Genomic DNA, 26,070 nt, shown 5'->3' with positions numbered 1-26,070 from the left:
CGAACCGAGAAGACGTGAGGGGGACGCGGTGAGCGAGCCGTTTTCCGTCCGTGTGACCGTGCGCGGATACGAGACCGACGTACAGGGCCACCTCAACCAGGCCGTGTACCTCAACTACGCCGAGCACGCGCGCTGGTCGCTGCTCCAGGCGGCGGGGATCACCCAGTCCGGTCTCATCGCGCAGGGCGTGGGACCGGTCGCGCTGGAGACCACCGTCCGCTACCGGCGCGAGCTCCTCGCCGGCGACGAGGTGGACGTGAGCTGCTCCTTCACCTGGGGCGACGGCAAGACCTTCGGCATCACGCAGACGATCACCAAGTCCGACGGCACGGTGGCGGCCGAGATCACGGCGGTCGGCGGCGTGCTGGACCTCGGGCGGCGCAGGCTCGTGCCGGACCCCCGGGAGGTCTTCCGGGAGCTGGCGAAGGATCCGGGCGTGTTCGGCCTGTAGGACGGCCGGCGCGCCCGGACCGGGGCGCGCTCCCCCGGTCCGGCTAGGCGTCGACCAGGTCGGGATCGTGCTGGACGTCGTAGGCCGCGCGCGACTCGGCGATGTAGACCCGGTTGCGTTCGGCCCAGTCCGTCAGCCGCTGCAGCGTCTCGTGCAGTTCGCGGGCCGCCGGGGTGAGTTCGTACTCCACCTTCGGCGGCACCGTCGGGTACACGGTGCGCCGGACCAGTCCGTCGCGCTCCAGGTTGCGCAGGGTGAGGGTCAGCATCCGGCGGCTGATCCCCTCGATGCCGCGCTCCAGTTCGGTGAACCGGATGGGGCCGTGCGCGGCCGCGACCAGGATCTGCACGCTCCACTTGCCGGCGACCCTGTCAAGAACTTCCCGCACCGGGCACGCGTGCGCGTTCACCACCTGCGGGGTAACACCGGTGTTCCTCTGGGACATTCGACTGCCTCCTTACGGCCGCCTCCATGGTCACCCACGATGTACCCCGTTACAAGTCGTGCACCTTGGGGATCCATGCAGGAAGTGGAGGCCGTACTGCCATGTCGACCTTGACCGAGTCACCGGCACCGGTGTCATCACGGCGACCGTACTCCCGCTGGGCGTCCCTCGTCGTCCTGTGCGCGGGAACGCTGATGACCGTCCTGGACGGCAACATCGTCACCGTCGCCATGCCGGCCGTGCAGAGCGATCTCGGCTTCGACGCGCCGGGGCTGGCGTGGGTGGTCAACGCCTACCTCATCCCGTTCGGCGGCCTGCTCCTGCTGGCGGGCCGGCTCGGCGACCTGGTGGGCCGCAAGCGGATGTTCACCAGCGGGCTCGCGGTGTTCACCGCGGCCTCCGTCCTGTGCGGGGTGGCGACCGACCGGGGCGCGCTGATCGCGGCGCGCGCGCTGCAGGGCGTCGGCGGGGCGATGACCTCGGCGGTGGTGCTGGGGATGCTGGTGGCGCTGTTCCCCGAGGCGCGCGAACGGGCCCGGGCCATCGCGGTGTTCAGTGCGGTCGGGGCGGCGGGCGGCGCGCTCGGCACGTTCCTCGGCGGGGCGCTGACGCAGTCCCTGGGCTGGCACTGGATCTTCCTGATCAATCTGCCGATCGGTGTCGTGGCGCTGGTCGCCGCGGTCCGCGTGCTCGCCCCCGACCGGCCGGACGCCGGCGCGGGGTCGGTCCGGGAAGCCGACCACGCGGGGGCGGTGCTGGTCACCGGCGCGCTGATGCTCACCGTGTACGTCATCGTCGGCGCCGGCGAGCGGGCCCCGACCGGCACCCTGCCGCTGTCCGCGCTCGCCCTCGCCCTGTTCGTGGCGTTCACGGTCCGCCAGGCACGGGCCGCGCGTCCGCTGCTGCGGCTCAGGCTGTTCGGTTCGCGGATGCTGAGCGGCGCGAACGCGGTGCAGGTGCTGATGGTCGCGACGATGTACGGCTTCCAGTTCATCGGTGCGCTGTATCTGCAACGGGTGCTCGGCTACGGCGAGTTGGTCACCGGACTGGCGTTCCTGCCGGCCCCGGTCGCGATCGGGGTGCTGATGCTGGGCCTGTCCGCGCGCACCATCGACCGGTTCGGGGCCCACCGGGTGCTGCTGTCCGGGCTGGTGCTGATCGTCGCGGGGATGGCGCTGCTGAGCCGGGCGCCCGTGGGGGGCGCGTACGCCACGGACGTGCTGCCGCCCCTGCTGCTGCTCGCCGCCGGGTTCGCCGCCGCGATGCCCGCGCTGACCGGTCTCGCCATGGCGGGGGTGCGGGAGGAGGACGCGGGGCTGGCGTCCGGGCTGTTCAACACCACGCAGGTGGTGGGCGGTTCCCTGGGCCTCGCGGTGCTGTCGGTGCTCGCGGCGAGCCGTACGGACGGACTGCTCGCCGCGGGCGGTGAGCCGGTGCCGGCGACCGCCGAGGGGTACCGGCTGGCCTTCCGGGTGGCGACGGCGGTCGCGGTGGCGGCGCTGGTGCTGGCGGCGGCGGTCCTCAGGACGCGCCGCCGGCCGGCGGGCGTCGCGCCGGAGGCCGGCTGAAGCTTTCACGCGCTGAAAGTTTCCGCCATCCGGGTCATGAGCTTCCAGGCCATCGGCCCGGATGGTGGTACAGACCACCAGAGAAGATGGAAGCTCTTTACACACGTGGAAACAGCGTGCGTAACTTGTGACGCGCGCACGTCAAACATGCATGGATCTACCCGGGTAGATGACCGAGATCGTCTCCTTTCCCGCACCCCCACCTCTGTCTGGAGGCAGCATGTTCTCGCTCCGTCGCACCCTCACCGGCTCCCGCAGACGGACGGCGGCCGCTCTCGGTGTCCTGGGCACGGCCCTCGCCCTGACGGCGGCCACCGCGGGCGGCGCCACCGCCGCGTCCGAGCGGGCCGAGGACCCCGTCAAGATCAAGCCCGGCCAGGCCTACATGGGCGTCGGCATGAAGATCCACAAGAGTGGATCCGCCTCCGCCGGGACGACGGCGGGCATCCTGGCCCCGACCGACGGCGTCCAGGGCATCGACGTCTCGCACTGGCAGGGCGCCATCAACTGGGCCTCCGTGCGGGGCGCCGGCATCCAGTTCGCCTGGATGAAGGCGACCGAGGGCACCGGCTACAAGGACCCGAGCTTCAACACCAACTACCCCGCCGCGTACTACGCGGGCGTGATCCGCGGCGCGTACCACTTCGCGCTCCCCAACGCCTCCAGCGGTGCGACCCAGGCCAACTACTTCGTCACCAACGGCGGCGGCTGGTCGCGCGACAACCTGACCCTCCCGGGTGTCCTGGACATCGAGCACAACCCGTACGGGGCGATGTGCTACGGCCTGTCCACCACGCAGATGCGCACCTGGATCACCGACTTCTACAACACCTACAAGTCGCGCACCGGCCGCGACGTGGTGATCTACACGACGGCGAGCTGGTGGAACACCTGCACCGGCAACTGGACCGGCATGTACAGCAAGAGCCCGCTGTGGGTGGCGCACTGGACCACCGCCCCGTCCCCGACGATCCCGAGCGGGTTCCCCACCTGGACGGTGTGGCAGTACACCAGCACCGGTTCGGTCAGCGGCGTCTCCGGCAACGTGGACCGCAACCAGTTCAACGGCTCCCGCGACCGGCTCCTGGCGCTCGCCAACAACACGTGACGGCGCAGGCAGTACGCGATCACGCGGTGGGGCCGGCGGCCGTCCGCCGCCGGCCCCACCGCCTCCCCCACCGTCCCTCCCACCACGAGGAGTGATCGTGCACCCCGAGAACGCCCTGAGGCGCCGCCTCCTGATAGCCGGCGCGGCCGGCCTGGCCGCCGCCGGCACCGGCGCCCTGCCGGGCACCGCGCACGCCCGGGACGCCGTCGTCGAGCCGGACATCGACTCCACCGCGACCTGGGGCGCCCGGTCGCCCCGGGGGACCATCAGCGTCCTCCAGTACCGGCCGAGCAGGCTCGTCGTCCACCACACGGTGAGCGCCGACACCTCCGACTTCTCCCGCGCCCGGGCGCACGCCCACGCCCACTGGGTCCAGGACCTGCACATGGACAGGAACGGCTGGGTCGACACCGGCTACCACTTCCTGGTCAGCCGGGGCGGCTGGATCACCGAGGGGCGGCACGGCAGCCTCCGGGCGCTCACCGACGGGAGGAACTTCGTCCAGGGCTCCCACACCTCCGGGCAGAACAACCAGTCCATCGGCGTCGCGTGCGAGGGCGCCTACCACGACGGCGCGGTACCGCCCGCCGCCCAGTGGGAGGTCCTGGTGACCCTGTGCGCGTACGTGTGCGCACGGTACGGCGTTCCCTCCGCGCAGATATACGGCCACAAGGACTACGGCGACACCCTCTGCCCGGGGGTCCTCCACGACATGCTGCCCCGGCTGCGCGAGGAGGTGGCGGCGGCCCGGGCGGCCTGACGTCCTCCCGTCCGACGGCCCCACGACGCGGCAGCCCCGGCCCGTACGTTCCCGTCGGCACCGGGGCCGACGGACCCGGCCGGGGCGGGGCTGCCGCTGCGGGCGGTGGCGAAGGGCACCGTGCCGCGCGAGCCGGTGCCGCGGCGCCGGCGCCCCCCTCAGGCTCTCGGCCCCGCTCGAGCAGGCCGGGCCGTCCGCCCGCCTACGGCGTGGCCGGGGCCTTCGCGCCCGTCATCTCCTCGCCCGCCTCCATCGGGTGGGTGACGTCGGCCGCTTCGCGGCGGCCGTCGCCGAGGTGGTTGAAGACGAAGTTCAGCAGGACCGCCACCACGCATCCGGTGGAGATGCCGGAGTCCAGGACGATCCGCGCCGTCTCCGGGAAGGAGTGGTAGAACTCCGGCGCGCTGATCGGGATGATGCCGACGGCCAGCGAGACGGCCACGATCAGGACGTTGTTGTCCTTGTCCAGGCCGGCGCGGACCAGGGTCTGGATGCCGCTGGCGGCGACCGAGCCGAACAGCACCACGCCGGCGCCGCCGAGCACCGGGCGCGGCACGACGGCGATCAGCGAGGCGGCCATCGGGCACAGGCCCATCAGCACCAGGAAGCCCCCGCCGGTGGCGACGACGTACCGGCTGCGGATCCTGGTCATCGCGACCAGGCCGATGTTCTGCGCGAAGGCGCTGCACATGAAGCCGTTGAACAACGGGCTGAGCGCCGAGCCGAGGGTGTCGGCGCGCAGGCCGGCCGCGATGGTCCTCTCGTCCGCCGGGCGGTCGACGATCTCGCCGAGGGCCAGCATGTCGGCGGTCGATTCGGTCATCGAGACCACCATCACCACGCACAGCGAGACGATCGCGGCGAGCTGGAACTGCGGGGCGCCGAAGTGGAACGGCGTCGGGAAGCCGACGACCTCCGCCTCCGCGACCGGCGAGAAGTCCGTGATGCCGAACGGGATCGCGAGGAGCGTGCCGGCCACCAGGCCGAGCAGGACGGCGATCTGCTTGACGAAGCCGCGGGTGAAGCGGCGCAGCAGCAGGACCGCCAGAAGGGTGGCGGCGGCCAGGCCCAGGTTGGTCGCCGAACCGAAGTCGTCCGCCGCCGGGTTCGGACCCTGCGCCCAGCCGAAGGCGACCGGCAGCAGCGAGACACCGATGAGGGTGATCACCGTGCCGGTGACGACCGGCGGGAAGAAGCGGACCGCCTTGCCGAAGAAGGGGGCCGCGAGGAAACCGAGGAGGCCCGCGACGACGACCGCGCCGAAGATGACCGGCAGGGCGTCGTCCTTGTCGTCGGTGGAGGCGACGATCGCGGTCATGGGGGCGACACCGGCGAAGGTGACGCCGTTGACGAAGGGCAGCCGGGCGCCGATCTTCCAGATGCCGAGGGTCTGCAGGAGCGTGGCGAGGCCCGCGGTGAACAGGCAGGCGCCGGTGAGGAAGGTGAGTTCGGCGCCGGTGAGGCCGATGGCCGCGCCGACGATCAGGGGTGGGGCGACGACGCCCGCGTACATGGCGGCCACGTGCTGCAGGCCGGTGGTCGCCATCTTGAGCGCGGGGAGTTTCTCGTCAACGGGGTGGTCGGCCACTGCGGCTCTCCTCCGGTCGGGTACGCGTCGGCTCCGACGCGGGTGTCAAGGAGGTGGTGCGGGTGGGCATGGGGTACCTCCCGCTCGAGCGACGTCGAGAGAGGGGGGGAGGGACCGGGACGGGGAACCGTCCCGGGGCGCGCGCGTCCACGCGCGCGCCCCGGAGACGGCCGCCGCGGGCCCCTCGCGGGGACCGCGGTCACCGGCCGGGAGCCGTCCCTCCCGGCCGGAGCTCTCCGGCTGTTCAGCCCTGCGCGGCGATCCTCGCCAGCCGCCGCGCCTCGGCCCGGGTCGTGCGGGCGATCGTGTCCTCGTCGGCCGTGAGCAGCCGGCCGTTCTCCACGATCTGCCGGCCGTTCACGAAGGAGGCGGTGACCGGGGCCGCCGCGCCGAGGACCAGCGCGGTCACCGGGTCGGCGATGGAGGCGTGCGCGAGGGTGTCCATCCGCCACAGCACCAGGTCGGCGAGCTTGCCGGGCTCCAGTGAGCCGATCTCCTCCGCGCGCCCGAGCACCCGGGCGCCGCCGTACGTGCCGAGCCGCAGCGCCTGCCGGGCGTTCAGGGCGGCCTCCCGGTGCGCGCCGAGGCGGTTGACCAGCAGGGCGTTGCGCAGTTCGGTGTGCAGTTCGCCGGACTCGTTGGACGCCGTGCCGTCCACGCCGAGGCCGACCGGGACGCCGGCCGCGAGCATGTCGGGAACGCGGGCGATGCCGGCCGCGAGGCGGGCGTTGGAGGAGGGGCAGTGGGCGACGCCGGTCCCCGTGCGGGCGAAGGCGGCGATGTCGGAGTCGTTCATGTGGACGCAGTGCGCCATCCAGACGTCCTCGCCGAGCCAGCCGGTGGACTCGAAGTAGTCGGTGGGGCCCATGCCGAACAGCTCGTGGCAGAACTTCTCCTCCTCCACGGTCTCCGAGCCGTGGGTGTGCAGGCGCACGCCGAGGCGGCGGGCCAGTTCGGCGCCCCGGCGCAGCAGTTCGGTGGAGACGGAGAAGGGGGAGCAGGGGGCGACCGCGACCTGGGTCATCGCGCCGAAGGAGGCGTCGTGGTGCTGCCGCACCGTCTCCTCGGTGGCGGCCAGGGCGTCCTCGAGGGACTCGACGGCGAAGTCCGGGGGCAGCCCGCCGTCCTTCTCGCCGCGGTCCATGGAGCCGCGGGCCAGGGTGAAGCGGACGCCCATGTCGCGGGCGGCGCGGACGAGGGCGCCGGACAGGTCGCCGCAGCCGCGCGGGAAGACGTAGTGGTGGTCCATGGCGGTGGTGACGCCGCCGCGGGCCATCATCGCGAGCGAGCCCTGGGCCGCCGCGTGCACCATCGGCTCGTCGATGCGCGCCCAGGTCGGGTAGAGGGCGACGAGCCAGTCGAAGAGGTTGTGGTCGGTGGCCAGGCCCCGGGTGATCCACTGGTAGAAGTGGTGGTGGGTGTTGACCAGGCCGGGGGTCGCCAGGTGCCCGCCGGCGTCGATGCGGCGGACGACGTTCTGAAGGCTCTCGGGGGCCGGGCCCGCGCCGAGCGACTCGATGCGGTTGCCGGCGAGGACGAGGTGGCCGGAGGCGTACTCGGTGTCCTTCGCGTCGACGGTCGCGATCGCGCAGTTCTCGATGACGGTGCGCCGGTCTGCTGCCATGGTTCGTCCTTTTCGCTCGCACGGAGAGGGCACGGCAGGACCCTGGGGGATTTGAGTGCCGTGGCCGGGAAGGCGCGTGCTCCCCGGCCGCGGGTGCCGAAGGGGATGCGGTCAGAGGTTGGTCAGGTCCACCGGGATCCGCGCCTCGCAGCCCTCGCGCAGGACGGTGGCCTCGATCAGGCCGTAGGGCCGGTCGGCGGCGAAGTACACCTCGTTGTCGTTCTCGAGGCCGAACGGCTCCAGGTCCACCAGGAAGTGGTGGCTGTTCGGGAGGGAGAAGCGGACCTCGTCTATCTCGGCGCGGTGGTCGATGATCCTCGCGCCCATCTGGTACAGCGTCTGCTGGAGCGAGAGGGAGTAGGTCTCGGCGAAGGCCTGGAGCATGTGCTTCCTGGTCTGCTCGTAGGACCTCTCCCAGTCGGGCGCCTCCTGTTCGTCGTCGGTCCAGTTGAACCGCCAGCGGCCGGAGACCGAGGTGGCGAGGATGCGGTCGTGGGTCTCCCGGAGCGTCGTGTACTTGTCCTTGACGTAGCCCCAGAACTCGGAGTCGGTGGAGTTCATCACCGTCAGGTCCTTCAGCCCCGAGACGACCTCCCAGCCCTCACCGTCGTAGGTGATCTGCGTCAGGCGGGTCTCCTGGCCCTTGCGGACGAAGGAGTGCTCGGCCTCGCCGGAGGTCTCGATGCGCTCCCAGGCGTACTCCTCGATGCGGATGCGCGCCCGGTGGATGGGTTCCTGGGAGGTGACGAAGTGGCGGGCGAGGTGGATGCCGAACTGCTCGGCGGACTCGACGCCGTGCTCCTTGGCGAACGCGTACACCGTGTTCTTGGTGGTGTCGGTCGGCAGGACGCTGGCGTTGGAGCCGGAGTAGTGGACCTCCTCCATGTCACCGGACAGGGCGACGGAGACGTTCAGGTCCTTGATGTGGTGGGTGGCGCCGTCCCGCGTGATCCTGACGACTCGGTTCTCGGCCTTGCCGTACTGGTTCTGTCCCAGGATCACAGGGCGGGCAGGGCGGGAAGGGGTGGTCATTCCTAGCTAGCTCCCTCGGTAAACGGAGTAGCCGAACGGGTTGAGCAGCAGCGGCACGTGGTAGTGCTCGCCCGGCACGACGGCGAACGTGATCGCCACCTCCGGGAAGAACACCGCCGGGCCGCTGTCCCGATTCGCGGGGGCGTCCTGCTGCACATCGGCTTGCTTCTCGGCGAAGTACGGCTCCACGGCGAAGTCGAGCCGTACGTGGGTGGTCCCCTCCGGCGGCGCCGGAAGGTCCTTGCACCGCCCGTCCGCGTCGGTCGCGGAGCCGCCGAGCGCCTGCCAGTCCGCCTCCCGGCCCGGACGGGCGGAGAGCCGGACGGCGACGCCCTCGGCGGGGCGGCCGGCGCTGGTGTCCAGGATGTGCGTGGACACGGAAGCGGTGGTCTCGGTGCTCATGCTGCGTCAGTCCTCTTCGACGAGTCGGGCCAGCCGGATGCGGTTGATCTTCCCCAGTTCGGTGCGGACGATCTCGCGCTCCCGCTCCGGCGCGTTGCCGAGGCGTTCCCTGGCGGCGTCGCGCATGTCCTCGCCGGTCCGGCCGGTGGCGCAGATGAGGAACACATGGCCGAACTTCTCCTGGTAGGCCAGGTTCAGTTCGAGCATCTCGGCCTTGAGCCCGTCCGGGGCGCCGGCCATGCCGCTCTGCTCCCGGGCGGAGACCGGGTCCCCCGGCTCGGGGCGGCCGATCGGCGGGTGCCCGGCCATCGCCTCCTGAAGGTCCGCCGTGGTCAGCTCGGCCGTGGCGGCGTCACTGGCGGCGTACAGGTCCTCGGCGGTGGCGTGGGGACGGGCGGCGAGCAGCCGCCGGGCCCACGCCGTGGAGGCGCACACCGCGTGGAGCGCGGCGCGGGCCGCGGACTCCTCGAGGGCGTTGAAACGGGCCAGGCCCGGGGGCGTGGAAGTCGACGTCACGGGAGCCTCCGTGGCCGCGAACGGCCTTCGTGCTGAACGGGCGTGCCGACAGTGAACGCCGCCACGGGCAGCGCGTCAACAGTTTGTTGAAAATTCGGGGGAACAAAGAGGAGTACGCCGCGACCCTCCCTCCGGGCCCGTTCCAGCATGCGCCCACCACGTCACGGGCCGCCCCCGGATACCGGGGGCGGCCCGTGACCACGTCGACGAACTCCCTGCTCAGGAGCCCTTCTCGCGGTTGAGGTAGTTGTAGACGGTGAAGCGGCTGACCCCGAGCGCGCTCGCCACGGTCTCCACGCCGTGCCGCACGAAGAACGCGCCGCGCGCCTCCAGACTGCGTACGATCTCCTGCTTGGCCTTGCGGTCGAGGTCCGCCAGCGGCCTGCCCTTCCCGCGCTCCAGGGCCGCGAGGATGTGGTCGAGGGAGTCCGCGAGCTGCGGCAGGCGCACGGCGACGACGTCGGCGCCCTCCCAGGACAGCACGACGTCCTCGGCGCCCGCCTCGTCCGGCGGGAGCATCTCGCCGCCCATGGCGTCGACCAGCGGCTTCACCGCCGCGATGAAGGCCTCGTCACCGGTACCGGTCACCGCTCGCCTCCCTCCACCACGTTGACCTGGAGCGAGATGCGGGTGGCGCCGGCCGCCAGGGTCCTGCGCAGCAGCGCGTCCACGGCGGTGAGCACCGCGTCGGCACCGCCCTCGGCGGTGTTGCCGAACGGGCCGACGTCCACCGCGTCCAGTTCGGCCGCCTCGATGACCTCGCGGGCCACCACCGCGTGCGCGGGGGCCTCGTCGAGGTCGAAGGGCTCGGTCGTGAACTCCACCTTCAGTCGCACTGCGCCCCCATGGCATCCGCTGTGACCCGCGCGTCCCGCCGGGTCCGGCCCCGGGCCCGGACCGCCCGGCCGCTCGGGGAGACCCTAACGGACCCGCTCGGCGGACGGCGCCCCGGGAAATCCCGGTCGCGGACGACGGTCCGGGCCCGGACCGGGTCCGGACGCCGCCCGGCCGCACGTCACCGGGGTGGAGGGCGAGCGCTGCCGACGCACCGCGAGCGCCCCTCCCCGGCACCACGCCCCGCGCCCCGCACGGGGGCGCTTTTTTGCGGCCGCTCTTGACAGCCCCTTCACCCCGCGGGCAGTCTTCCAGTAAGCAGAAATCTACTTCCGTAATGCGAAATAACTGGGAGGAGCGCGGACCGATGGGCTTCGCCGACCAGCGCTTCAACGTCAACCTGTCGATCCTCTTCACGGAACTCCCGCTCCTGGAGCGCCCCGCGGCCGCCGCCGCGGCCGGCTTCACCGCGGTCGAGCTGTGGTGGCCCTGGGCCGACTCCCCCACCCCCGAGCAGTCCGAGCTCGACGCCCTGCGCGGGGCGATCCGGGACGCGGGCGTACGGCTCACCGGCCTGAACCTCTACGCCGGACGGCTGCCCGGCCCCGACCGCGGCGCGCTGTCCGTCCCCGGCGAGGAGTCGGAGCGGTTCCGCGCCAACGTCGACGTGGCCGCCGGTTTCGCCGAGTCCCTCGGCTGCACGGCCCTCAACGCGCTGTACGGCAACCGGGTCGACGGCGTGGACCCGGCCGAGCAGGACGCGCTCGCGCTGGAGAACCTCGCCCTCGCGGCCCGGGCCGCCGACCGGATCGGCGCGATCCTGCTGATCGAGGCGCTGAACGCGCCCGAGTCGCCCCGCTACCCGCTGGTGTCGGCGCCGGCCGCCGTGGACGTCGTCGACAAGGTCAACGCGGCCACCGGTCTGGACAACGCCCGCTTCCTGATGGACCTGTACCACCTGGCCATGAACGGCGAGGACCTGCCGCAGGTCATCGAGCGGTACGCCGCGCGGACCGGTCACGTCCAGATCGCCGACAGCCCCGGCCGCGGCGCCCCGGGCACCGGCTCGCTCCCGCTGGAGGACCTGCTCGACCGGCTGCGCGAGGCCGGATACGACGGCTGGGTCGGCCTGGAGTACAAGCCGGGCGACCGCACCGGCGCGGAGGCCTTCGACTGGCTGCCCCGCGAGGCCCGCTGACCACCGTTCCCGTACCGAGAGGCACCCTCATGAGCAGTCTTCCCAAGGTTTCCTGGATCGGCCTCGGCATCATGGGCTCCCCCATGTCCGAGAACCTGATCAAGGCGGGTTACGACGTCACCGGACACACCCTGGAACAGGAGAAGCTGGACCGGCTGACCGCCGCCGGCGGCACCGCCGCCTCCTCCGTGGCCGAGGCGGTCCGGGACGCGGACGTGATCATCACCATGGTCCCGGCGTCCCCTCAGGTCGAGGCCATCGCCTACGGCCCCGACGGCATCCTCGCGAACGCGCGCCCCGGCGCCCTGCTGATCGACATGTCCTCCATCACCCCGCAGACCTCGGTCGACCTGGCCGCCGCCGCGCGGGAGAAGGGCATCCGGGTGCTCGACGCCCCGGTGTCGGGCGGTGAGGCCGGCGCCGTCGAGGCGGTGCTGTCCATCATGGTCGGCGGCGAGCAGCCGGACTTCGACGAGGCGAGGCCGATCTTCGAGGCGCTGGGCAGGACCATCGTGCTGTGCGGCCCGCACGGCTCCGGCCAGACCGTGAAGGCCGCCAACCAGCTGATCGTCGCGGTGAACATCCAGGCGTGCGCGGAGGCCGTGGTCTTCCTGGAGAAGTCGGGCGTGGACCTGAGGGCGGCGCTGGACGTGCTGAACGGCGGCCTGGCCGGCTCGACCGTGCTGACCCGCAAGAAGGACAACTTCCTGGACCGGGACTTCGAGCCCGGCTTCCGCATCGACCTGCACCACAAGGACATGGGCATCGTCACCGACGCCGCCCGCGCGGTCGGCGCGGCCCTGCCCGTCGGCGCGGTGGTCGCCCAGCTGGTGGCGAGCCTGCGGGCGCAGGGCGACGGCGGCCTGGACCACTCCGCGCTGCTGCGCGCGGTCGAGCGCCTGTCCGGCGCGCGGGTCTGACGCGTCGCACCGACCCGCGCCGAAGACCTCCGGGCGGCGCCGGCGCCGACACCTGTCCTGTCGCGCCCAAGGCGGCGGCGCCGCCCGGAAACCCCGTCCTCCCGCTCCTTCGGCTTTCTCGGCAACCGCCTCCGCGCGCCGGCCCGGTCACGGCACGCGCGTGGGGGAAGCGGTCCGCGCCCCGCGCGAGGACTGCGTGCGACGACTCGCGTACGGCCCCTGACGGGAGGCCGGGGCCGTACGCGCGGCCCGCGGCGACTGCGGACGGCCCGGATGAGGGGTGGCCGTACGGAGTCCGCGGGCGGGTGAGGGCTCCGCGGCGGCGTGCGAGCCAGTGCGGTGGTGAAGGCACGGGACTCCTTCTTCGACCTGAGGGGAGGAGCCCCGGAGCCGTCGCACCCGCCGCGGTCCCGAGCCCTTCCTCCCACGGACCCCGTCCGGCGGCGCGAACGACCCGTCGCGCCCGGCCCCGTCCCGCCGGACGGCCCCGGCCGGACGCCTCGGCGCCGGGGGAAGCGCCCGGACGCGGACGGCCCCGCGTCCGGGCGCTTCCGGGTTCCGGGGCCCGGACGTCCGGGGTGCGGACCGGCCCGGTGCGCAGCAGCCTGGGGGCATGGCACATCCCACGGAGCATCCGCACATCGTGGTGCACCCTCCGGCCCTGGACGGCTCCCGGCGGGTCACCTCCGGCGACGAGACGCTGGGCATCGCCACGCACGTCGACGACGTGAGCGAGATCCTGCGGCTGGCCGACCTGTACGTCACGGACGTCGAGGGGACCGACGTCATCGAGTGGCAGGGCGGCGGCCCCGACGACTGGCCGGGCCTGTCCGAGCACCACGACGCCTGAGCAGGTCCGGCACCGGCGGCCCCGGGCCCGTCTACGGCTTCGGCCGTAGGCCGGCTACGGCACCCTCAAATCAAGCTCTGAACCGGGCCCCGGGAGGCTTCGACCGCCCCGGCCGACGGGCACACTTCCCGCACACGGGGCCCGCCGGCACGGGGGCGGGCGGGCCCCGGCTCAGGGGGTGCCACGTCATGAGCGACAGCACGGGCGTCCGGGGGACGCCGCACGAGATCGCCCTGCTGGCCGGAGGTCCGCGCGCCGCGGTGACGGTCGCCGTCGTCGCGCTGCACCTGCGGGGCGCCGTGGAGGCGGGCGCGCCGGGGACGCTGCGGGCGGTCGACGGGGAGGCGGGGCGGGCCCTGCCCGCGCTCCCGCCGCCCGGGGTCACCCTGGACCCGCGGTCCGCGGACGGCCCGGGGCCGGCGGATGCCGTCACCGGTGCGCGGCGGGCGCTGTACCTGGAGAGCGCGGTCCACTCCTGCCTCGCGGAGCCGTCCGAGGTCCGGGAGCTGCTGCGGCACCCGGACGTCCGCTGGGCCGTCGCCGAGGTGCGGGTCGGGCTCGCGGAGGCGGGGCTGCTGCGGTATCCGCTGCTGCTCGGGCCGACCGGGGCCGCCCGCCGGCGGCTGCGGGTCCTGCGGAAGGCGTATCCGGTGCCCGCGAGCCGGCGCGGCCTGCCCGACCGGGACAAGCTGCTCGCCGTCGCCCTGCACGGCGAGGCGGCGCTGCGGGTGCTCGTCCCGCGTTTCGCCCTGCGGGCGGGGCTGACCGACCGGGTGGAGGTGGCGGACAGGGGAATGCTGCGGCGCTCCCCGCGCGAGAGCACCTACGGCGGGGGCGGCGGCACCTACTCCTGCGGCGGCGGAGGCGGCTGCGGGGGCGGAGGCGGCGGGGGCTGAGCACAGGGGGGAAGGGCGGTCCCGTTCCGGGACCGCCCTTCCCCGTGCGTCCCCGTCCGTCAGGCCTTCAGCGTCCTGATCGACGTCGGGGCGTGCCCCGGCTCGGTCGCGAGCTCCTCGAACTCGACGACGGCGCCGATGTCGTTGGTCACCGACATGGAGATGTTGGTGACCCGCTCCAGGATCGCCTCGACGACGACCGGCACCCGGAACTCGGCCGCGAGCTTCTTCGCCTGCTCCAGGGCAGCGCCCAGTTCGTTCGGGTCGGTCACCCGGATCGCCTTGCAGCCGAGCCCCTCGGCGACCTTGACGTGGTCGACGCCGTAGACGCCCAGCTCGGGCGCGTTGACGTTCTCGAACTCCAGGTTGACCTGGAAGTCGATGTCGAACGCCCGCTGCGCCTGGCGGATCAGGCCCAGGTAGGCGTTGTTGACCAGGACGTGGACGTAGGGGATCCGGTGCTGCGCCCCGACCGCCAGCTCCTCGATCATGAACTGGAAGTCGTAGTCGCCGGACAGGGCGACGACCTGCGCCTCGGGGTCGGCCCTGGCCACGCCGAGCGCCGCCGGGACGGTCCAGCCGAGGGGGCCGGCCTGGCCGCAGTTGATCCAGTGCCGCGGCCGGTAGACGTGCAGCATCTGGGCGCCGGCGATCTGCGAGAGGCCGATGGTGGAGACGTACCGCGTCCCGGGGCCGAAGGCCTTGTTCATCTCCTCGTAGACGCGCTGGGGCTTGATCGGGATGTCGTCGAAGTGGGTGCGCCGCTGGAGCGTGGCCCGCCTCTCCTGCGCGGCGGCCGCCCAGGCGGAGCGGTCGGGCAGCCGGCCCTCGGCCCGCAGTTCCTCCGCGACCTCGACGAACAGCGCCAGGGCGGCGTGCGCGTCGGAGGCGATGCCGTAGTCGGGGGCGAAGATCCTGCCGATCTGGGTGGGTTCGACGTCGACGTGGACGAACGTCCGCCCGGCCGTGTAGACGTCGAGCCTGCCGGTGTGGCGGTTGGCCCAGCGGTTGCCGATACCGAGGACGAAGTCGGACTCCAGGAAGGTCGCGTTGCCGTAGCGGTGCGAGGTCTGCAGGCCGACCATGCCGGCGTTGAGCTCGTGGTCGTCGGGGATGACGCCCCAGCCCATCAGGGTCGGCACCACCGGCGTGCCGGTCAGCTCGGCGAACCGGACCAGCAGTTCGGCCGCGTCGGCGTTGACGACGCCGCCGCCCGCGACGATCAGCGGGCGCTCGGCGGCGTTCAGCATGCCGAGCGCCTTCTCGATCTGCGCGCGGGACGCGGCGGGCCTGTAGACCGGGAGCGGCTCGTAGGTGTCCGGATCGAACTCGATCTGCGTCATCTGGACGTCGACCGGCAGGTCGATCAGGACGGGCCCGGGGCGGCCGGAGCGCATCAGGTGGAAGGCCTGCTGGAAGACGCCGGGGACCTGCGCGGCCTCCAGGACGGTCACCGCCATCTTGGTGACCGGCCTCGCGATCGCGGCGATGTCGACGGCCTGGAAGTCCTCCTTGTGGATCACGGCGGTCGGGGCCTGGCCGGTGACGCACAGGATCGGGACGGAGTCGCCGGTCGCGGAGTACAGGCCGGTGATCATGTCGGTGCCGGCCGGTCCGGAGGTGCCGACGCAGACGCCGATGTTGCCGGGGCGGGTCCGGGTGTAGCCCTCGGCCATGTGCGAGGCGCCCTCCACATGGCGGGCGAGGGTGTGGGTGATCCCGCCGGAGGCCTTGAGCGCCGCGTAGAACGGGTTGATCGCCGCGCCCGGGACACCGAACGCGTCGGTGACCCCCTCGCGCTTGAGGATTTCGACTGCCGCGCGGGCAGCGGTCATTCGAGCCATCGAGTACTCCTGCTTCGGCTGTCGGATTCGCACTCCCGTCGCGCCCCGCGGTGAGCTCTTCCGTAATGCGGAAAATATATTCTGCAATCTGAAATGAATGTAGGGCGAGTGGCCGAAGCCGTCAAGAGAGCGGGCAAGTACCGGACACGCGGAGGACTCGTGCAGGACGATGGGGGCGCTGCCCAGAGATGCCGTCGTCCGGGAGTGGGCCATGCCCGAGAGCGTCCCGGTGCGCTGTCCCGCCTGCCGTCGCGCGCACCGTTACACGGCACCGCCGTATCCCTGCGCGTGCGGCGCGCCGGTCACCCCGCCGCTGGACCCGGACGCGGTGCCCGTCCCCGTGGGCCCCCGCGCCTGGCGGGAGGAGTGGGTCACCGTGCGGTGCGGGCACTGCGGACGCGACGGCGAGTGGCCGCGGCCGGAACTGGGGTGCCCGTGCGGGACGGTGCTGCGGATCCCGGTGACCGGCCCGCGGGCCGCCGCCCCGGCCCCGCCTTGGGGACGCCCCGCCTTCCGCCCCGTGCCGATCCGCACCGCGCGGGACGCGGTCACGGCCGCCGTGCTGTACCTGCGCCGGCTCGGCCACGAGGACGTCCGCCGCGCGGACCGGCACCCTCCGGCCGGCGTCGGGCTGGCCGGGCGGGGCGTCCTCGCCCGGGTCGACCCGTGGGCGCGTCCGGCGACGCCGCGGGACGTGGAGTGCCTGTGGCTGGCGGCGATGACGGAGTCCGCCCGGTGCCTGTACTTCTCCCTCACCGGATACGCCGAGGACGCCCGGACCCGCGCCGGCGCCCTGGGCGTCCCGCTGTTCCTGCTCGACCTCACCGGCGTCCCGCGGCCGGTGAACGGCCCCGCCGACGCGCTGGACGCCGACGGGGAGTGAGGGAGGGGCCGGGGGCGGGGCCGGAAGGGAGGGGCCGGAAAACCCGGCGACGCGTCCGGCGCGGGCGGCCGATACTCGGCGGATGCACATCCGCCCCGCCGCACCCGGTGACCTGCCCGTCCTCCAGGAGATCGAACGGGCCGCCGGCGCCCCCTTCCGCGACCTCGGCATGGACCGGATCGCCGACGACGCACCGCCCGGCCTCGGCGCCCTGGAGCGCTACCGGCGGGCCGGCCGCTGCTGGGTCGCGGCCGACGAGCGGGACCGGCCCGCCGCGTACCTGATCGCCGAACCGGTGGACGGCGCGCTCCACGTCGAGCAGGTCTCGGTCCACCCGCGCGCCGCCCGCCGGGGCGTGGGCCGGGCCCTGCTCGCCCACGCGGCCGGGTGCGCCCGCGCGGAAGGGCTGACCGCGCTGACGCTGACCACCTTCGCCGAGGTCCCGTGGAACGCCCCGTACTACGCCCGCCTCGGCTTCCGGACGCAGGCCGGGCCCGACCTCACGGCCGGCCTGCGCCGGATCCGCGCCGAGGAGTCCGCGCACGGGCTCGACCGGTGGCCGCGGGTGTGCATGCGCCTCGACCTCCGGCCGGGCGGGGCGGCCCCCGCCGGACCGCCCGGACGGTGACCGCACGCGCACGCGAGCGGGGCTTCCCGGCTTGCCCGGTCCGCGGCCCCGACCGAGCGGTGGTCCGGCCCCGTGGCCGGGGAGCCCGGTCCCCCCGGTGCCGTGCGCGAGCACGTCCCCCGGCTCCGTGGCGCTCGCCGCCGTCCCGTCGGGGCCGGTCCGAAGGGGCGGCCGGCCGCGGCGCCCCGTGCGGGCCGGCGTCCCCGGAGCGGGGTCAGCCGGCCGCGTACCGCTCCCGCAGTTCCACCTTGCGCACCTTCCCGGACACCGTCATCGGGAAGGCGTCCAGGAGCTCGAGCCTGGTCGGGATCTTGTAGTGGGCCAGCCGGTCCCGGCAGAAGGCGCGCAGGTCCTCCAGGGTGAGCGGGTCGGCCGGGTCGCGCGGGACGACGCAGGCGAGGACCTCCTCGCCGTAGCGCTCGTGCGGGACGCCGACGACCTGGACGTCCGCGACCCCCGGGTGGGCGTAGAGGAACTCCTCGATCTCGCGCGGGTAGATGTTCTCCCCGCCCCGGATGATCATGTCCTTGATGCGGCCGACGATCTCCACGTACCCGTCCTCGCGCATCACCGCGAGGTCCCCGGTGTGCATCCAGCCGGCCGGGTCGACGGCCTCGGCGGTCTTCTCGGGCTCGTTCCAGTAGCCGAGCATCACGCTGTAGCCGCGGGTGCACAGCTCCCCGGCGGCGCCGCGCGGCCGGGTCACCCCGGTGGCCGGGTCGACGACCTTGACCTCGATGTGCGGCAGGACCCGGCCGACGGTGCCGGTGCGGTGCTCCATGTCGTCGTCCATCCGCGTCTGCAGCGACACGGGGGAGGTCTCGGTCATGCCGTAGCAGATGGAGACCTGCTCCATGTGCATCTCGGCGACGACGCGCTTCATCACCTCCACCGGGCACGGCGAGCCCGCCATGATGCCGGTGCGCAGGGAGGTGAGGTCGTAGGACGCGAAGCCGGGGAGGTTCAGCTCGGCGATGAACATGGTGGGCACGCCGTAGAGCGAGGTGCAGCGCTCCCGCTGGACGGCCTCCAGGGTGGCCTCCGGGTCGAAGGAGGGCGCCGGGACGACGATGCAGGCTCCGTGGGAGGTGGCGGCCAGATTGCCCATCACCATGCCGAAGCAGTGGTAGAAGGGCACCGGCAGGCAGACCCGGTCCTGCTCGGTGTAGCCGATGGTGCGGCCCACCCAGTAGCCGTTGTTGAGGATGTTGTGGTGGGAGAGCGTGGCGCCCTTGGGGAAGCCGGTGGTGCCCGAGGTGTACTGGATGTTGACCGGGTCGTCGCAGCTCAGGCCGGCGGCGATCGCCTCGACCCGCTCCCGCGGCACGGAGGCCGCGCCCGCGGTCAGCGCGTCCCAGGAGGGGTCGCCGATGAAGACGGTCTCCCGCAGCTCCGGGCACTTCCCGCGCACCTGGTCCACCAGCGCCCGGTAGTCGCTGCCCTTGTGGGCGAGCGAGGAGACCAGCACGGAGATCCCGGCCTGCTCGAGCACGTACTCCAGCTCGTGCGCGCGGTAGGCCGGGTTGATGTTGACCATGATGACGCCGATGCGGGCGGTGGCGTACTGCACCAGGACCCACTCGGGGCAGTTGACCGCCCAGATGCCGACCCGGTCGCCCTTCACCACGCCCTTCGCCAGCAGTCCGCGGGCCACCTCGTCGACGGCGGCGCCGAACTCGGCGTAGGTCCAGCGCCGTCCGGAGGCCACGTCGACCAGCGCCTCGCGGTCGGGCCACGCGGCGACCGCCCGGTCCAGGTTGGCGCCGATGGTGTCGCCGAGCAGCGGGGTCGTGCTCGTGCCGTGGCTGTACGAGGCCCGTGCGGTCATCGGAAGTCCTCCTCGCGGTACTCGTTCACGGAACCGGCGGCCGTGGCCTCGCGCAGTTCGATGCGGCGGATCTTGCCGGAGACGGTCTTGGGGAGCTCGCCGAACTCCAGGCGGCGGATCCGCTTGTAGGGGGCGAGCACCCCGCGGGAGTGCTCGAAGAGCACCTTCGCGGCGTCGGGGCCCGGCTCCCAGCCCTCCGCGAGCACGACGTACGCCTTGGGCACGGCCAGACGCAGCTCGTCCGGGGCCGGCACGACGGCCGCCTCGGCGACCGCCTCGTGCTCCAGCAGGGCGCTCTCCAGCTCGAACGGGCTGATCTTGTAGTCGGAGGCCTTGAAGACGTCGTCCGCGCGCCCGACGTAGGTGAGGTAGCCGTCCTCGTCCCGGGAGCCGATGTCGCCGGTGCGGTAGTAGCCGCCGGCCATCGCCTCCGCCGTGCGGTCGGGGTCGCCGTGGTACCCGGTCATCAGGCCGACCGGGCGCTCGGCGAGGTCCAGCGCGATCTCGCCCTCGTCGGCGCCGGGCGCGCCGGTGACCGGGTCGAGCAGCACGACGCGGTAGCCGGGGCTGGGGCGGCCCATGGAGCCGGTCTTGAGGACCTGTCCGGGGCTGTTGGCGACCTGCACGGCGGTCTCGGTCTGGCCGAAGCCGTCCCGGACGGTCACGCCCCAGGCCCGCCGGACCTGCTCGATGACCTCGGGGTTGAGCGGCTCCCCCGCGGCGACGACCTCGCGGGGCGGGGTGCGCAGCTGGGCCAGGTCGGCCTGGATGAGCATGCGCCACACGGTCGGCGGGGCGCAGAAGGAGGTGACGCCGGCCCGGTCCATCTCGGTCATCAGCCGGGCGGCGTCGAAGCGGGTGTAGTTGTGCAGGAAGACGGTCGCCTCGGCGTTCCACGGGGCGAAGAGGTTGGACCAGGCGTGCTTGGCCCAGCCGGGCGAGGAGATGTTCAGGTGCACGTCGCCGGGTTTCAGGCCGATCCAGTACATGGTGGCCAGGTGCCCGACCGGGTACGACGTGTGGGTGTGTTCGACCAGCTTGGGCCGGGCGGTGGTGCCCGAGGTGAAGTACAGCATCAGGGGGTCGTCGGCGAGGGTGGGCCCGTCGGGCGCGAAGTGCTCGGCGGCGCCGTACGCGTCCGCGTAGGGCAGCCAGCTCTCGCCGGCCCCCTCCCCGACCGCGATGCGGGTGTAGTCGCCGGGCACCTCGTCGAACTTCGCGGTGTCCGCGGCACGCACGATCACGTGCCGGACCCGGCCCCGGTCGACGCGGTCGCGCAGATCGGCCGGCCCGAGCAGCGGGGTGGCCGGGATGACCACGGCGCGCAGCTTCATCGCGGCCAGGGCGGTCTCCCACAGCTCGGCCTGGTTGCCCAGCATCACCAGCACCCGGTCCTCGGCGGTCACGCCCCGCTGCCGCAGCCAGTTGGCGACCTGGTCGGAGCGGCGCGCCAGCGCGGCGAAGGACAGCCGGGTCTCGCCGCCGTCCTCCTCGACGAGGTGCAGGGCGGTGCGGTCGTTGCCGTCCGCGACCACGTCGAACCAGTCGAGCGCCCAGTTGAACCGCTCGGGCCTCGGCCAGGCGAAGCCCCGGTAGGCCGTGGCGTAGTCCTCACGGTGTTCCAGCAGGAAGTCCCGGGCCCTGCGGAACTCGTCCGTCGCCGTCGTCATCTGTCCTCCTCGCTCTTCCCGGACCATTGCCGGGCGGCTCGTCGTCATCGTGTAATCCGTGATGCAGGTCTCACTACCCCCGAACGGGGGGGTGCGCCCGTACAGGAGTCGCGGTGGAGGGGCGGACAGGTGACAGCTGACCCGATGAGGGAGGCCGACGCGGTGGAGATCCGTGGGGCGCTGGCCCGGCTGCGGCGCGCGACCGGACTGCCGGTCGCCTTCGGCGGTCTGGTCGAGCCCGGGCGGCGGCGGGTGCGGATCAGTGAGCTGAGCGGCACCGCGACGCCCGCGCTGAGCTCGCTCGCGGTGACCTCCGGCAACGGCCTCGGCGGCCGGGCGGTGGCGCTCGCCCGGCCGTGCGCGGTGACGGACTACTCCGTCTCGCGGCAGATCAGCCACGAGTACGACGCCCCCGTCGCCGCCGAGGGCCTGCGCGCCGTCCTCGCCGTGCCGGTGGTGGTGCGGCGGCGGGTGCGCGGCGTGCTCTACGGCGCCCTGCGCTCGGCCCAGCCGCTCGGCGACCGCACGCTGGGCTTGGCGGTGCAGGCGGCGCGGGACGTGGAGCAGACCCTGGTGGTGCGCGAGGAGGTGGGTGAGCTGCTGGCCGCGGCCCGTCCGGGGCCGGACCCGGGGCCGGACCCGGCGTCCAGGGCCGTCCGGGAGCAGGTGCGGGAGGCGCACGCGGCGCTGCGGGCGCTCGCCCCGCGCATCGCGGACCCCGCCCTGCGGACCGAGCTGCTCGAGGCGTGTGCCCTGCTCACCGCCGGCGCCGCCCCGGCCACCGGGGGGCGGCTCGCGCCCCGTGAGGTGGACGTGCTCGCCTGTGTGGCGGGCGGGGCGACCAACGCGGTGGCCGCCGAGCAGCTCGGGGTGACGGCCGAGACCGTCAAGGGGTACCTGCGCTCGGCGATGCGCAAGCTGGGGGCGCACACCCGTGGCCAGGCCGTGGTCGCGGCCCGCCGGGCGGGGTGGTTGCCGTAGGTTTGGGGCGTTTTCCCGGACTGGCCATTACCACGGGTACCGTGAGTGCGGCTTTGGATTTACCGTTGCCCGGCTCGCTGTTATTTCCCTCACCACACCGTCCGTCCGAAATTAAAGAGCCTGTTGCCTAATATTGGCCGGGACACGCCACACGGAGGGGAGCGGTGACCGTGCGCCGGGACTTCAAGGAGCCTGCCAGGTGCCGCCCCGACCTGGTCATCGGCCGGGAGGAGCTGTTCTCCGACGCGCGCGGGCAGCTCGCCCGCGGTGGAAGCGTGCTGCTCCACGGGCCCGCCGGAATAGGAAAGTCGACCGTGCTGCGGGCACTTGCGGCGGAAAACGCCGGCGCGGCGCGGACGGTGTTGCGGTGCTCCGCCACGGAGTCCGAATCCCATCTGCCGTTCCTGGCGCTGGCCGACCTGTTCGGCCTGGTCCTCGACGAGGTCTCCGCCCGGCTGCCCGTCGCCCAGCGCACCGCGCTGGAGTCGGCGCTCACCGGGCGCGGCGAGTCCACCCTCCAGCGGGACGGGCTCGCGCTGCGCCTGGCGGTGCTGTCCACGCTGCGCGCGCTGGCCGCCGAGGGCCCGGTCCTCGTCGTCGCCGACGACCTGCAGTGGCTGGATTCGGCCAGCGCCGAGCTCCTCGGCTTCGCGGCCCGCCGGCTCGGCGACGCCCCGGTGCAGATGGTGTGCGCGGTGCGCACGGAGGGCCAGGAGTACGACCGTCATCTGCGCGCCTGCCCGCCGGACACGCTCGCCGTGCGGCTGGGCCCGTTCTCCCGCACCCAGGTGTCGGCGCTGCTCGACCACCGCGGCTACACCGGCCTGTCCCGCTCCACGGTCCGTGACATCCACCGCACCAGCGGCGGCAACCCGCTCTTCGCCCTGGAGCTGGGCCGCGCCCTCGCCGAGAGCCCCGCCCGTCCCCGCCCGGGCGATCCGCTGCCGGTGCCGACCTCGCTGCGGGCCCTGGTGCTGAGCCGGCTGGAGATGCTGTCGGACGACGCGCGCCGCACCCTGCTGGTGGCCAGTGCGGGCGCCCGCCCCACCCTGGCGCTGCTGCACGCGGCCGGCCGGGACGACGCCGAGGCGGAGACCGCGCAGGCCGCCGCCCTGGGGCTGCTGACGACGGATCCGGAGGAGCCTGCCCTGCGCTTCGCGCATCCGCTGATCTCGGCGGCCCTGTACGCGGAGGCCCCGGCGCACGAGCGGCGGGCGGTGCACACCGCGCTGTCCACGGCCGCCTCCGACCCCATCGAGCGGGCCCGGCACCTGGCCCTGGCGACCACCGGCACCGACCCGGAGGTGGCCGCCCGGCTCGCCGGGGCCGCCGCGCTGGCCCGGGACCGCGGGGCGCCCTCGGTCGCCGCCTCGCTCGGGCTGCTCGCCGCCCGGCACACCCCGGCCGACAGCGTGCCGGGCCCGGACGAGCGGCGGCTTCAGGCCGCCGAGGACGCGATCACCGCCGGAGAGGCCGACCTCGCCCGGGACATCGCCCGGGAGGTGCTGACCCGGGCCACCGTGCCGGCGGAGCGGGTACGGGCCTGGATGGTGGTCATCGAGGCGGCCGGGCAGGCGCTCGGCGAGGTCGACGCCGTCTTCCCGCAGGTGCTGGCCGACGCCGGCGACGACCCCCGGCTGCTCGCCCTGGTCCACTACCAGCTGGCCTGGCGCGAGGTGGTGGTGGACGGCGACTTCGCCGAGGCCCGTCAGGAGGCCGCGCACGCCGCGGAGCTGGCCGCCCGGGCCGGGGACCGGCGCACCGAGCTGATGGCGCTCGCCTTCCAGGCCTCCACCGAGACCCTGATGGGCCACCCGGACGCCCCCGCCACCATCCGGCGGGCCCTGCAGGAACCCCAGGACCCCGACGTGGCCTGCCACCACAACGGCGCCGCCATGGCCAGGTTCCGCTGGCTGCTCATGAGCGACCGGCTGCCCGAGGCCCGTACGGCCGTCACCGCGCTGCTGCGGGAGGCACGGCGGCGCGGCATGGTCGAGAGCGAGGTGCACTTCCTGCGCATGCTCGCCGACACCGAACTGCGTTCCGGCCACTGCGGCCGGGCCCTGGACCTGACCCGTGAGAGCCTGCGGCTGGCCCGGGACTCCGGGATCGGCGAGAGCGCCTCGGCCATGCTCGCCTCCTTCGCGGAGGCCTCGGGCGGGGACGTGGACCGGGCGCTGGCCCTGGCCCGGGAGGCCGCGGACCACGCGGAGGTGGACGGCGACCAGTTGTACCTCTCCCTCGCCCTGGCCGCCCTCGGCTACGCCCAGTTGGTCGCCGGGGACGCGGCGGCCGCGGTCCGCTCGCTGCGCCGGGTGCGGGAGCTGGAGCACGCCATGGGCATCAGCGACCCGGCGCGGGGCCGCTGGCACGGCGATCTCGCCGAGGCGCTGGTGCGGATCGGCGAGCCCGGCGAGGCGCAGGAACTCATCGACGTCACCCGGGTGCACGCGCTGCGCCTGGACCGGGCGAGCGTGCTGGCCGCGCTGGACCGCGCCGAGGCGCTGGTGCGCGCCGCGCGCGGTGAACACCAGGCCGCACAGGCGCAGTTGGTGGCGGCGCAGGACCGATTCGGCAAGCTGGGCCACGGCCTGGAGGAGGCGCGGGCGGCGTTCGCGCTGGCCCGGCTGCGCGCCCGGGGGCCGGGACCGGCCGGATACGAGGAGGCCGCCCGGCTGTTCCGGCGCTGCCGCGCGCTGCCCTGGCTGCGCCAGGTGGACGAGGCCGTGGCCGCCGGCCCCTCGGCGGCGGCGACCGTGCCCGCCGCCGTACCGGCCGTCCTGGACGGGCTCGCCTCGATGGAGCGGCAGGTGGCCGCGCTGGTGATGGAGGGCGCCACCAACCGGGAGATCGCCGGCCGCCTGTTCATCAGCGTGAAGACCGTCGAGGCGACCCTCACCCGGGTCTACCGCAAGCTGGGGATCCGTTCCCGGGTCGACATCGTCCGACTGGCGGCGGGGCACCGCGCGCCGTGACGGACCGCGGTCCGCGCGGGGCGGGACCGAGGGTTTTCCCTGCCCAACTCCCTTAGGGGGTTCCCTCATTGGGAGCCCGCGCTCCGGCTCGTAGCGTGAATCCGTGCCGCTCGCCGGGCACACGGGGGCCGGTCCCGAGGCCCTCGTGCTCCACCCCACCCCGCGCGACCCCCACCGGCAACCCACGAGGAGACCCATGCCCGGGCTCACCCGCGCCAAGAAGGCCGCCGCCGTCGCGGCGGCCACCGCTGCCGCCGCCGCGACCGCTCTGCTCGCCGCCCCCTCCGCCGCCGCCGCTCCCCAGCCGATCGTCGGCGGTACGACGACCACGACGTCCACGTACCCCTTCATGATGCAGATCACCGACGCCTCGCAGAACCAGTTCTGCGGCGGCACCCTGGTGTCGCCCACCAAGGTGGTCACGGCCGCGCACTGCATGGTCGGCGAGACCACGAGCAGCGTGCGCGTGGTCGGCGGGCGCACCTACCTCAACGGCACCAACGGCACGGTGGCGAGAGTCAGCAGGATCTGGATCCACCCCGACTACAGAAGCGTCACCCGGGGCGACGACGTGGCGGTGCTGACGCTGTCGGCGTCGATGCCGTACACCCCGGTGGGGTACGTGTCGTCGACGGACACCTCGGTGTACGCGGCCGGCACCACCGCCCGCATCCTCGGCTGGGGCACCACCTCCTCGGGCGGCAGCTCCTCCAACCAGCTGCGCACCGCGACCGTGCCGACCGTCTCCGACACCGGCTGCCGCACCTCCTACGGCACCCGGTTCGTGCAGAGCGACATGGTGTGCGCCGGGTACACCTCCGGCGGCGTGGACACCTGTCAGGGCGACAGCGGCGGGCCGCTGCTCATCGGGGGCCGCCTGGCGGGGATCACCTCCTGGGGGGACGGCTGCGCGGCGGCCGGCTACCCGGGCGTGTACACCCGGCTGACCACGTTCTCCGGGCAGGTCGCGGCCCAGGTCAACTCGTAGGTCCCATCAGTTCCTGAGCACCCCTCAGGCAGCAGACCAGGGGGCGTTGCGGGCTTCCACGAGCAGCCCGCAACGCCCCCT

Annotated in this window: 24 protein-coding genes; 13 read left to right on the top strand and 11 right to left on the bottom strand. The window is 73.6% G+C overall.

The features are described 5' to 3' along the window. Nucleotides 1–28 precede the first annotated feature (28 nt). Complete coding sequence (locus GL259_RS30675; RefSeq protein ID WP_159536522.1) at nucleotides 29–451, top strand: acyl-CoA thioesterase; 423 nt, start codon at nucleotides 29–31, stop codon at nucleotides 449–451. Between the two features lie 43 nt (nucleotides 452–494). Here GL259_RS30675 and GL259_RS30670 read toward each other — a convergent pair whose 3' ends face one another. Further along, on the bottom strand, nucleotides 495–896 hold the full coding sequence (locus tag GL259_RS30670) for a helix-turn-helix domain-containing protein (RefSeq protein ID WP_159536521.1): 402 nt from the start codon (nucleotides 894–896) through the stop codon (nucleotides 495–497). A gap of 101 nt (nucleotides 897–997) precedes the next feature. On the opposite strand from GL259_RS30670, the gene GL259_RS30665 reads away from it, so the two are divergent. The 3 genes from GL259_RS30665 (at nucleotide 998) to GL259_RS30655 (ending at nucleotide 4,332) form a co-directional block, all read left to right on the top strand. Continuing rightward, nucleotides 998–2,464, top strand: coding sequence for an MFS transporter (locus tag GL259_RS30665; protein WP_159536520.1), 1,467 nt, complete (start codon nucleotides 998–1,000; stop codon nucleotides 2,462–2,464). Between the two features lie 220 nt (nucleotides 2,465–2,684). After that, the gene (locus GL259_RS30660) at nucleotides 2,685–3,572 is read left to right on the top strand and encodes a lysozyme (RefSeq protein WP_159536519.1); all 888 of its coding nucleotides are present in this window, start codon (nucleotides 2,685–2,687) and stop codon (nucleotides 3,570–3,572) included. A gap of 97 nt (nucleotides 3,573–3,669) precedes the next feature. Further along, nucleotides 3,670–4,332, top strand: coding sequence for a peptidoglycan recognition family protein (locus GL259_RS30655; protein WP_159536518.1), 663 nt, complete (start codon nucleotides 3,670–3,672; stop codon nucleotides 4,330–4,332). A gap of 202 nt (nucleotides 4,333–4,534) precedes the next feature. On the opposite strand, the gene GL259_RS30650 is transcribed toward GL259_RS30655, so the two are convergent. From GL259_RS30650 to GL259_RS30620, 7 genes are all read right to left on the bottom strand, one after another. Further along, complete coding sequence (locus GL259_RS30650; RefSeq protein WP_159536517.1) at nucleotides 4,535–5,920, bottom strand: nucleobase:cation symporter-2 family protein; 1,386 nt, start codon at nucleotides 5,918–5,920, stop codon at nucleotides 4,535–4,537. 244 nt (nucleotides 5,921–6,164) lie between these two features. Continuing rightward, nucleotides 6,165–7,544 carry an 8-oxoguanine deaminase gene (locus GL259_RS30645; RefSeq protein WP_159536516.1) on the bottom strand — a complete coding sequence of 460 codons (1,380 nt, stop codon included), beginning with the start codon at nucleotides 7,542–7,544 and terminating at the stop codon, nucleotides 6,165–6,167. A 111-nt stretch (nucleotides 7,545–7,655) separates the two neighbouring features. Then, on the bottom strand, nucleotides 7,656–8,576 hold the full coding sequence (pucL, locus tag GL259_RS30640) for a factor-independent urate hydroxylase (protein WP_159536515.1): 921 nt from the start codon (nucleotides 8,574–8,576) through the stop codon (nucleotides 7,656–7,658). A 6-nt stretch (nucleotides 8,577–8,582) separates the two neighbouring features. Further along, nucleotides 8,583–8,978, bottom strand: a complete 396-nt coding sequence (gene uraH, locus GL259_RS30635) for a hydroxyisourate hydrolase (RefSeq protein WP_159536514.1) — start codon at nucleotides 8,976–8,978, stop codon at nucleotides 8,583–8,585. A 6-nt stretch (nucleotides 8,979–8,984) separates the two neighbouring features. Further along, nucleotides 8,985–9,494: a 2-oxo-4-hydroxy-4-carboxy-5-ureidoimidazoline decarboxylase gene (gene uraD / locus GL259_RS30630; protein WP_159536513.1), complete on the bottom strand. Its 510-nt coding sequence runs from the start codon at nucleotides 9,492–9,494 to the stop codon at nucleotides 8,985–8,987. Nucleotides 9,495–9,713: 219 nt separating this feature from the next. Continuing rightward, complete coding sequence (locus tag GL259_RS30625) at nucleotides 9,714–10,082, bottom strand: helix-turn-helix domain-containing protein (protein WP_159536512.1); 369 nt, start codon at nucleotides 10,080–10,082, stop codon at nucleotides 9,714–9,716. Next, nucleotides 10,079–10,330 (bottom strand): hypothetical protein, encoded by a 252-nt coding sequence (locus GL259_RS30620; RefSeq protein WP_159536511.1) that lies wholly within the window; start codon nucleotides 10,328–10,330, stop codon nucleotides 10,079–10,081. The genes GL259_RS30625 and GL259_RS30620 overlap by 4 nt, the downstream gene beginning before the upstream one ends. Nucleotides 10,331–10,695: 365 nt before the next feature. Here GL259_RS30620 and GL259_RS30615 point away from each other — a divergent pair, with 365 nt between their 5' ends. The 4 genes from GL259_RS30615 (at nucleotide 10,696) to GL259_RS30600 (ending at nucleotide 14,192) form a co-directional block, all read left to right on the top strand. Continuing rightward, nucleotides 10,696–11,526 (top strand): TIM barrel protein, encoded by an 831-nt coding sequence (locus GL259_RS30615; RefSeq protein WP_159536510.1) that lies wholly within the window; start codon nucleotides 10,696–10,698, stop codon nucleotides 11,524–11,526. Between the two features lie 29 nt (nucleotides 11,527–11,555). Further along, nucleotides 11,556–12,446 (top strand): 2-hydroxy-3-oxopropionate reductase, encoded by an 891-nt coding sequence (locus tag GL259_RS30610; protein WP_159536509.1) that lies wholly within the window; start codon nucleotides 11,556–11,558, stop codon nucleotides 12,444–12,446. Between the two features lie 613 nt (nucleotides 12,447–13,059). After that, complete coding sequence (locus GL259_RS30605) at nucleotides 13,060–13,296, top strand: hypothetical protein (RefSeq protein ID WP_159536508.1); 237 nt, start codon at nucleotides 13,060–13,062, stop codon at nucleotides 13,294–13,296. 188 nt (nucleotides 13,297–13,484) lie between these two features. Next, on the top strand, nucleotides 13,485–14,192 hold the full coding sequence (locus GL259_RS30600) for a TIGR04222 domain-containing membrane protein (RefSeq protein WP_159536507.1): 708 nt from the start codon (nucleotides 13,485–13,487) through the stop codon (nucleotides 14,190–14,192). Between the two features lie 59 nt (nucleotides 14,193–14,251). On the opposite strand, the gene gcl is transcribed toward GL259_RS30600, so the two are convergent. After that, nucleotides 14,252–16,036 (bottom strand): glyoxylate carboligase, encoded by a 1,785-nt coding sequence (gene gcl, locus GL259_RS30595; protein ID WP_159536506.1) that lies wholly within the window; start codon nucleotides 16,034–16,036, stop codon nucleotides 14,252–14,254. Nucleotides 16,037–16,247: 211 nt separating this feature from the next. Here gcl and GL259_RS30590 point away from each other — a divergent pair, with 211 nt between their 5' ends. Then, complete coding sequence (locus GL259_RS30590) at nucleotides 16,248–16,919, top strand: hypothetical protein (RefSeq protein ID WP_159536505.1); 672 nt, start codon at nucleotides 16,248–16,250, stop codon at nucleotides 16,917–16,919. Nucleotides 16,920–17,001: 82 nt separating this feature from the next. After that, entirely contained in the window at nucleotides 17,002–17,547 is a 546-nt protein-coding gene (locus GL259_RS30585; RefSeq protein WP_159536504.1) for a GNAT family N-acetyltransferase, read from the top strand. Between the two features lie 214 nt (nucleotides 17,548–17,761). On the opposite strand, the gene GL259_RS30580 is transcribed toward GL259_RS30585, so the two are convergent. Further along, the gene (locus GL259_RS30580; protein ID WP_159536503.1) at nucleotides 17,762–19,375 is read right to left on the bottom strand and encodes an AMP-binding protein; all 1,614 of its coding nucleotides are present in this window, start codon (nucleotides 19,373–19,375) and stop codon (nucleotides 17,762–17,764) included. Then, entirely contained in the window at nucleotides 19,372–21,045 is a 1,674-nt protein-coding gene (locus GL259_RS30575) for an AMP-binding protein (protein WP_159536502.1), read from the bottom strand. The genes GL259_RS30580 and GL259_RS30575 overlap by 4 nt, the downstream gene beginning before the upstream one ends. Before the next feature lie 144 nt (nucleotides 21,046–21,189). On the opposite strand from GL259_RS30575, the gene GL259_RS30570 reads away from it, so the two are divergent. The 3 genes from GL259_RS30570 (at nucleotide 21,190) to GL259_RS30560 (ending at nucleotide 25,989) form a co-directional block, all read left to right on the top strand. Next, nucleotides 21,190–22,026 (top strand): helix-turn-helix transcriptional regulator, encoded by an 837-nt coding sequence (locus GL259_RS30570; RefSeq protein ID WP_159539121.1) that lies wholly within the window; start codon nucleotides 21,190–21,192, stop codon nucleotides 22,024–22,026. A gap of 164 nt (nucleotides 22,027–22,190) precedes the next feature. Then, nucleotides 22,191–25,001 carry a LuxR family transcriptional regulator gene (locus GL259_RS30565; protein ID WP_159536501.1) on the top strand — a complete coding sequence of 937 codons (2,811 nt, stop codon included), beginning with the start codon at nucleotides 22,191–22,193 and terminating at the stop codon, nucleotides 24,999–25,001. A gap of 196 nt (nucleotides 25,002–25,197) precedes the next feature. Further along, complete coding sequence (locus tag GL259_RS30560; protein WP_159536500.1) at nucleotides 25,198–25,989, top strand: serine protease; 792 nt, start codon at nucleotides 25,198–25,200, stop codon at nucleotides 25,987–25,989. Nucleotides 25,990–26,070: the final 81 nt, after the last annotated feature.

It is taken from the genome of Streptomyces sp. Tu 3180, assembly GCF_009852415.1.
GTDB lineage: Bacteria > Actinomycetota > Actinomycetes > Streptomycetales > Streptomycetaceae > Streptomyces.
Note: the sequence above shows the minus strand (reverse complement) of the source record. Positions and strands in the feature narration are given on the sequence as shown.

Excerpts from the sequence above, each read along its gene's own strand:
- GL259_RS30610 (WP_159536509.1), top strand. The coding sequence starts at position 11,556 with ATGAGCAGTCTTCCCAAGGTTTCCTGGATCGGCCTCGGCATCATGGGC.
- GL259_RS30600 (WP_159536507.1), top strand. The coding sequence starts at position 13,485 with ATGAGCGACAGCACGGGCGTCCGGGGGACGCCGCACGAGATCGCCCTG.
- GL259_RS30585 (WP_159536504.1), top strand. The coding sequence starts at position 17,002 with ATGCACATCCGCCCCGCCGCACCCGGTGACCTGCCCGTCCTCCAGGAG.
- GL259_RS30615 (WP_159536510.1), top strand. The coding sequence starts at position 10,696 with ATGGGCTTCGCCGACCAGCGCTTCAACGTCAACCTGTCGATCCTCTTC.
- GL259_RS30580 (WP_159536503.1), bottom strand. The coding sequence starts at position 19,375 with ATGACCGCACGGGCCTCGTACAGCCACGGCACGAGCACGACCCCGCTG.
- GL259_RS30575 (WP_159536502.1), bottom strand. The coding sequence starts at position 21,045 with ATGACGACGGCGACGGACGAGTTCCGCAGGGCCCGGGACTTCCTGCTG.
- GL259_RS30590 (WP_159536505.1), top strand. The coding sequence starts at position 16,248 with ATGCCCGAGAGCGTCCCGGTGCGCTGTCCCGCCTGCCGTCGCGCGCAC.
- uraH (WP_159536514.1), bottom strand. The coding sequence starts at position 8,978 with ATGAGCACCGAGACCACCGCTTCCGTGTCCACGCACATCCTGGACACC.
- GL259_RS30560 (WP_159536500.1), top strand. The coding sequence starts at position 25,198 with ATGCCCGGGCTCACCCGCGCCAAGAAGGCCGCCGCCGTCGCGGCGGCC.
- GL259_RS30665 (WP_159536520.1), top strand. The coding sequence starts at position 998 with ATGTCGACCTTGACCGAGTCACCGGCACCGGTGTCATCACGGCGACCG.
- GL259_RS30570 (WP_159539121.1), top strand. The coding sequence starts at position 21,190 with ATGAGGGAGGCCGACGCGGTGGAGATCCGTGGGGCGCTGGCCCGGCTG.
- GL259_RS30670 (WP_159536521.1), bottom strand. The coding sequence starts at position 896 with ATGTCCCAGAGGAACACCGGTGTTACCCCGCAGGTGGTGAACGCGCAC.
- GL259_RS30660 (WP_159536519.1), top strand. The coding sequence starts at position 2,685 with ATGTTCTCGCTCCGTCGCACCCTCACCGGCTCCCGCAGACGGACGGCG.
- gcl (WP_159536506.1), bottom strand. The coding sequence starts at position 16,036 with ATGGCTCGAATGACCGCTGCCCGCGCGGCAGTCGAAATCCTCAAGCGC.
- GL259_RS30605 (WP_159536508.1), top strand. The coding sequence starts at position 13,060 with ATGGCACATCCCACGGAGCATCCGCACATCGTGGTGCACCCTCCGGCC.
- GL259_RS30645 (WP_159536516.1), bottom strand. The coding sequence starts at position 7,544 with ATGGCAGCAGACCGGCGCACCGTCATCGAGAACTGCGCGATCGCGACC.
- pucL (WP_159536515.1), bottom strand. The coding sequence starts at position 8,576 with ATGACCACCCCTTCCCGCCCTGCCCGCCCTGTGATCCTGGGACAGAAC.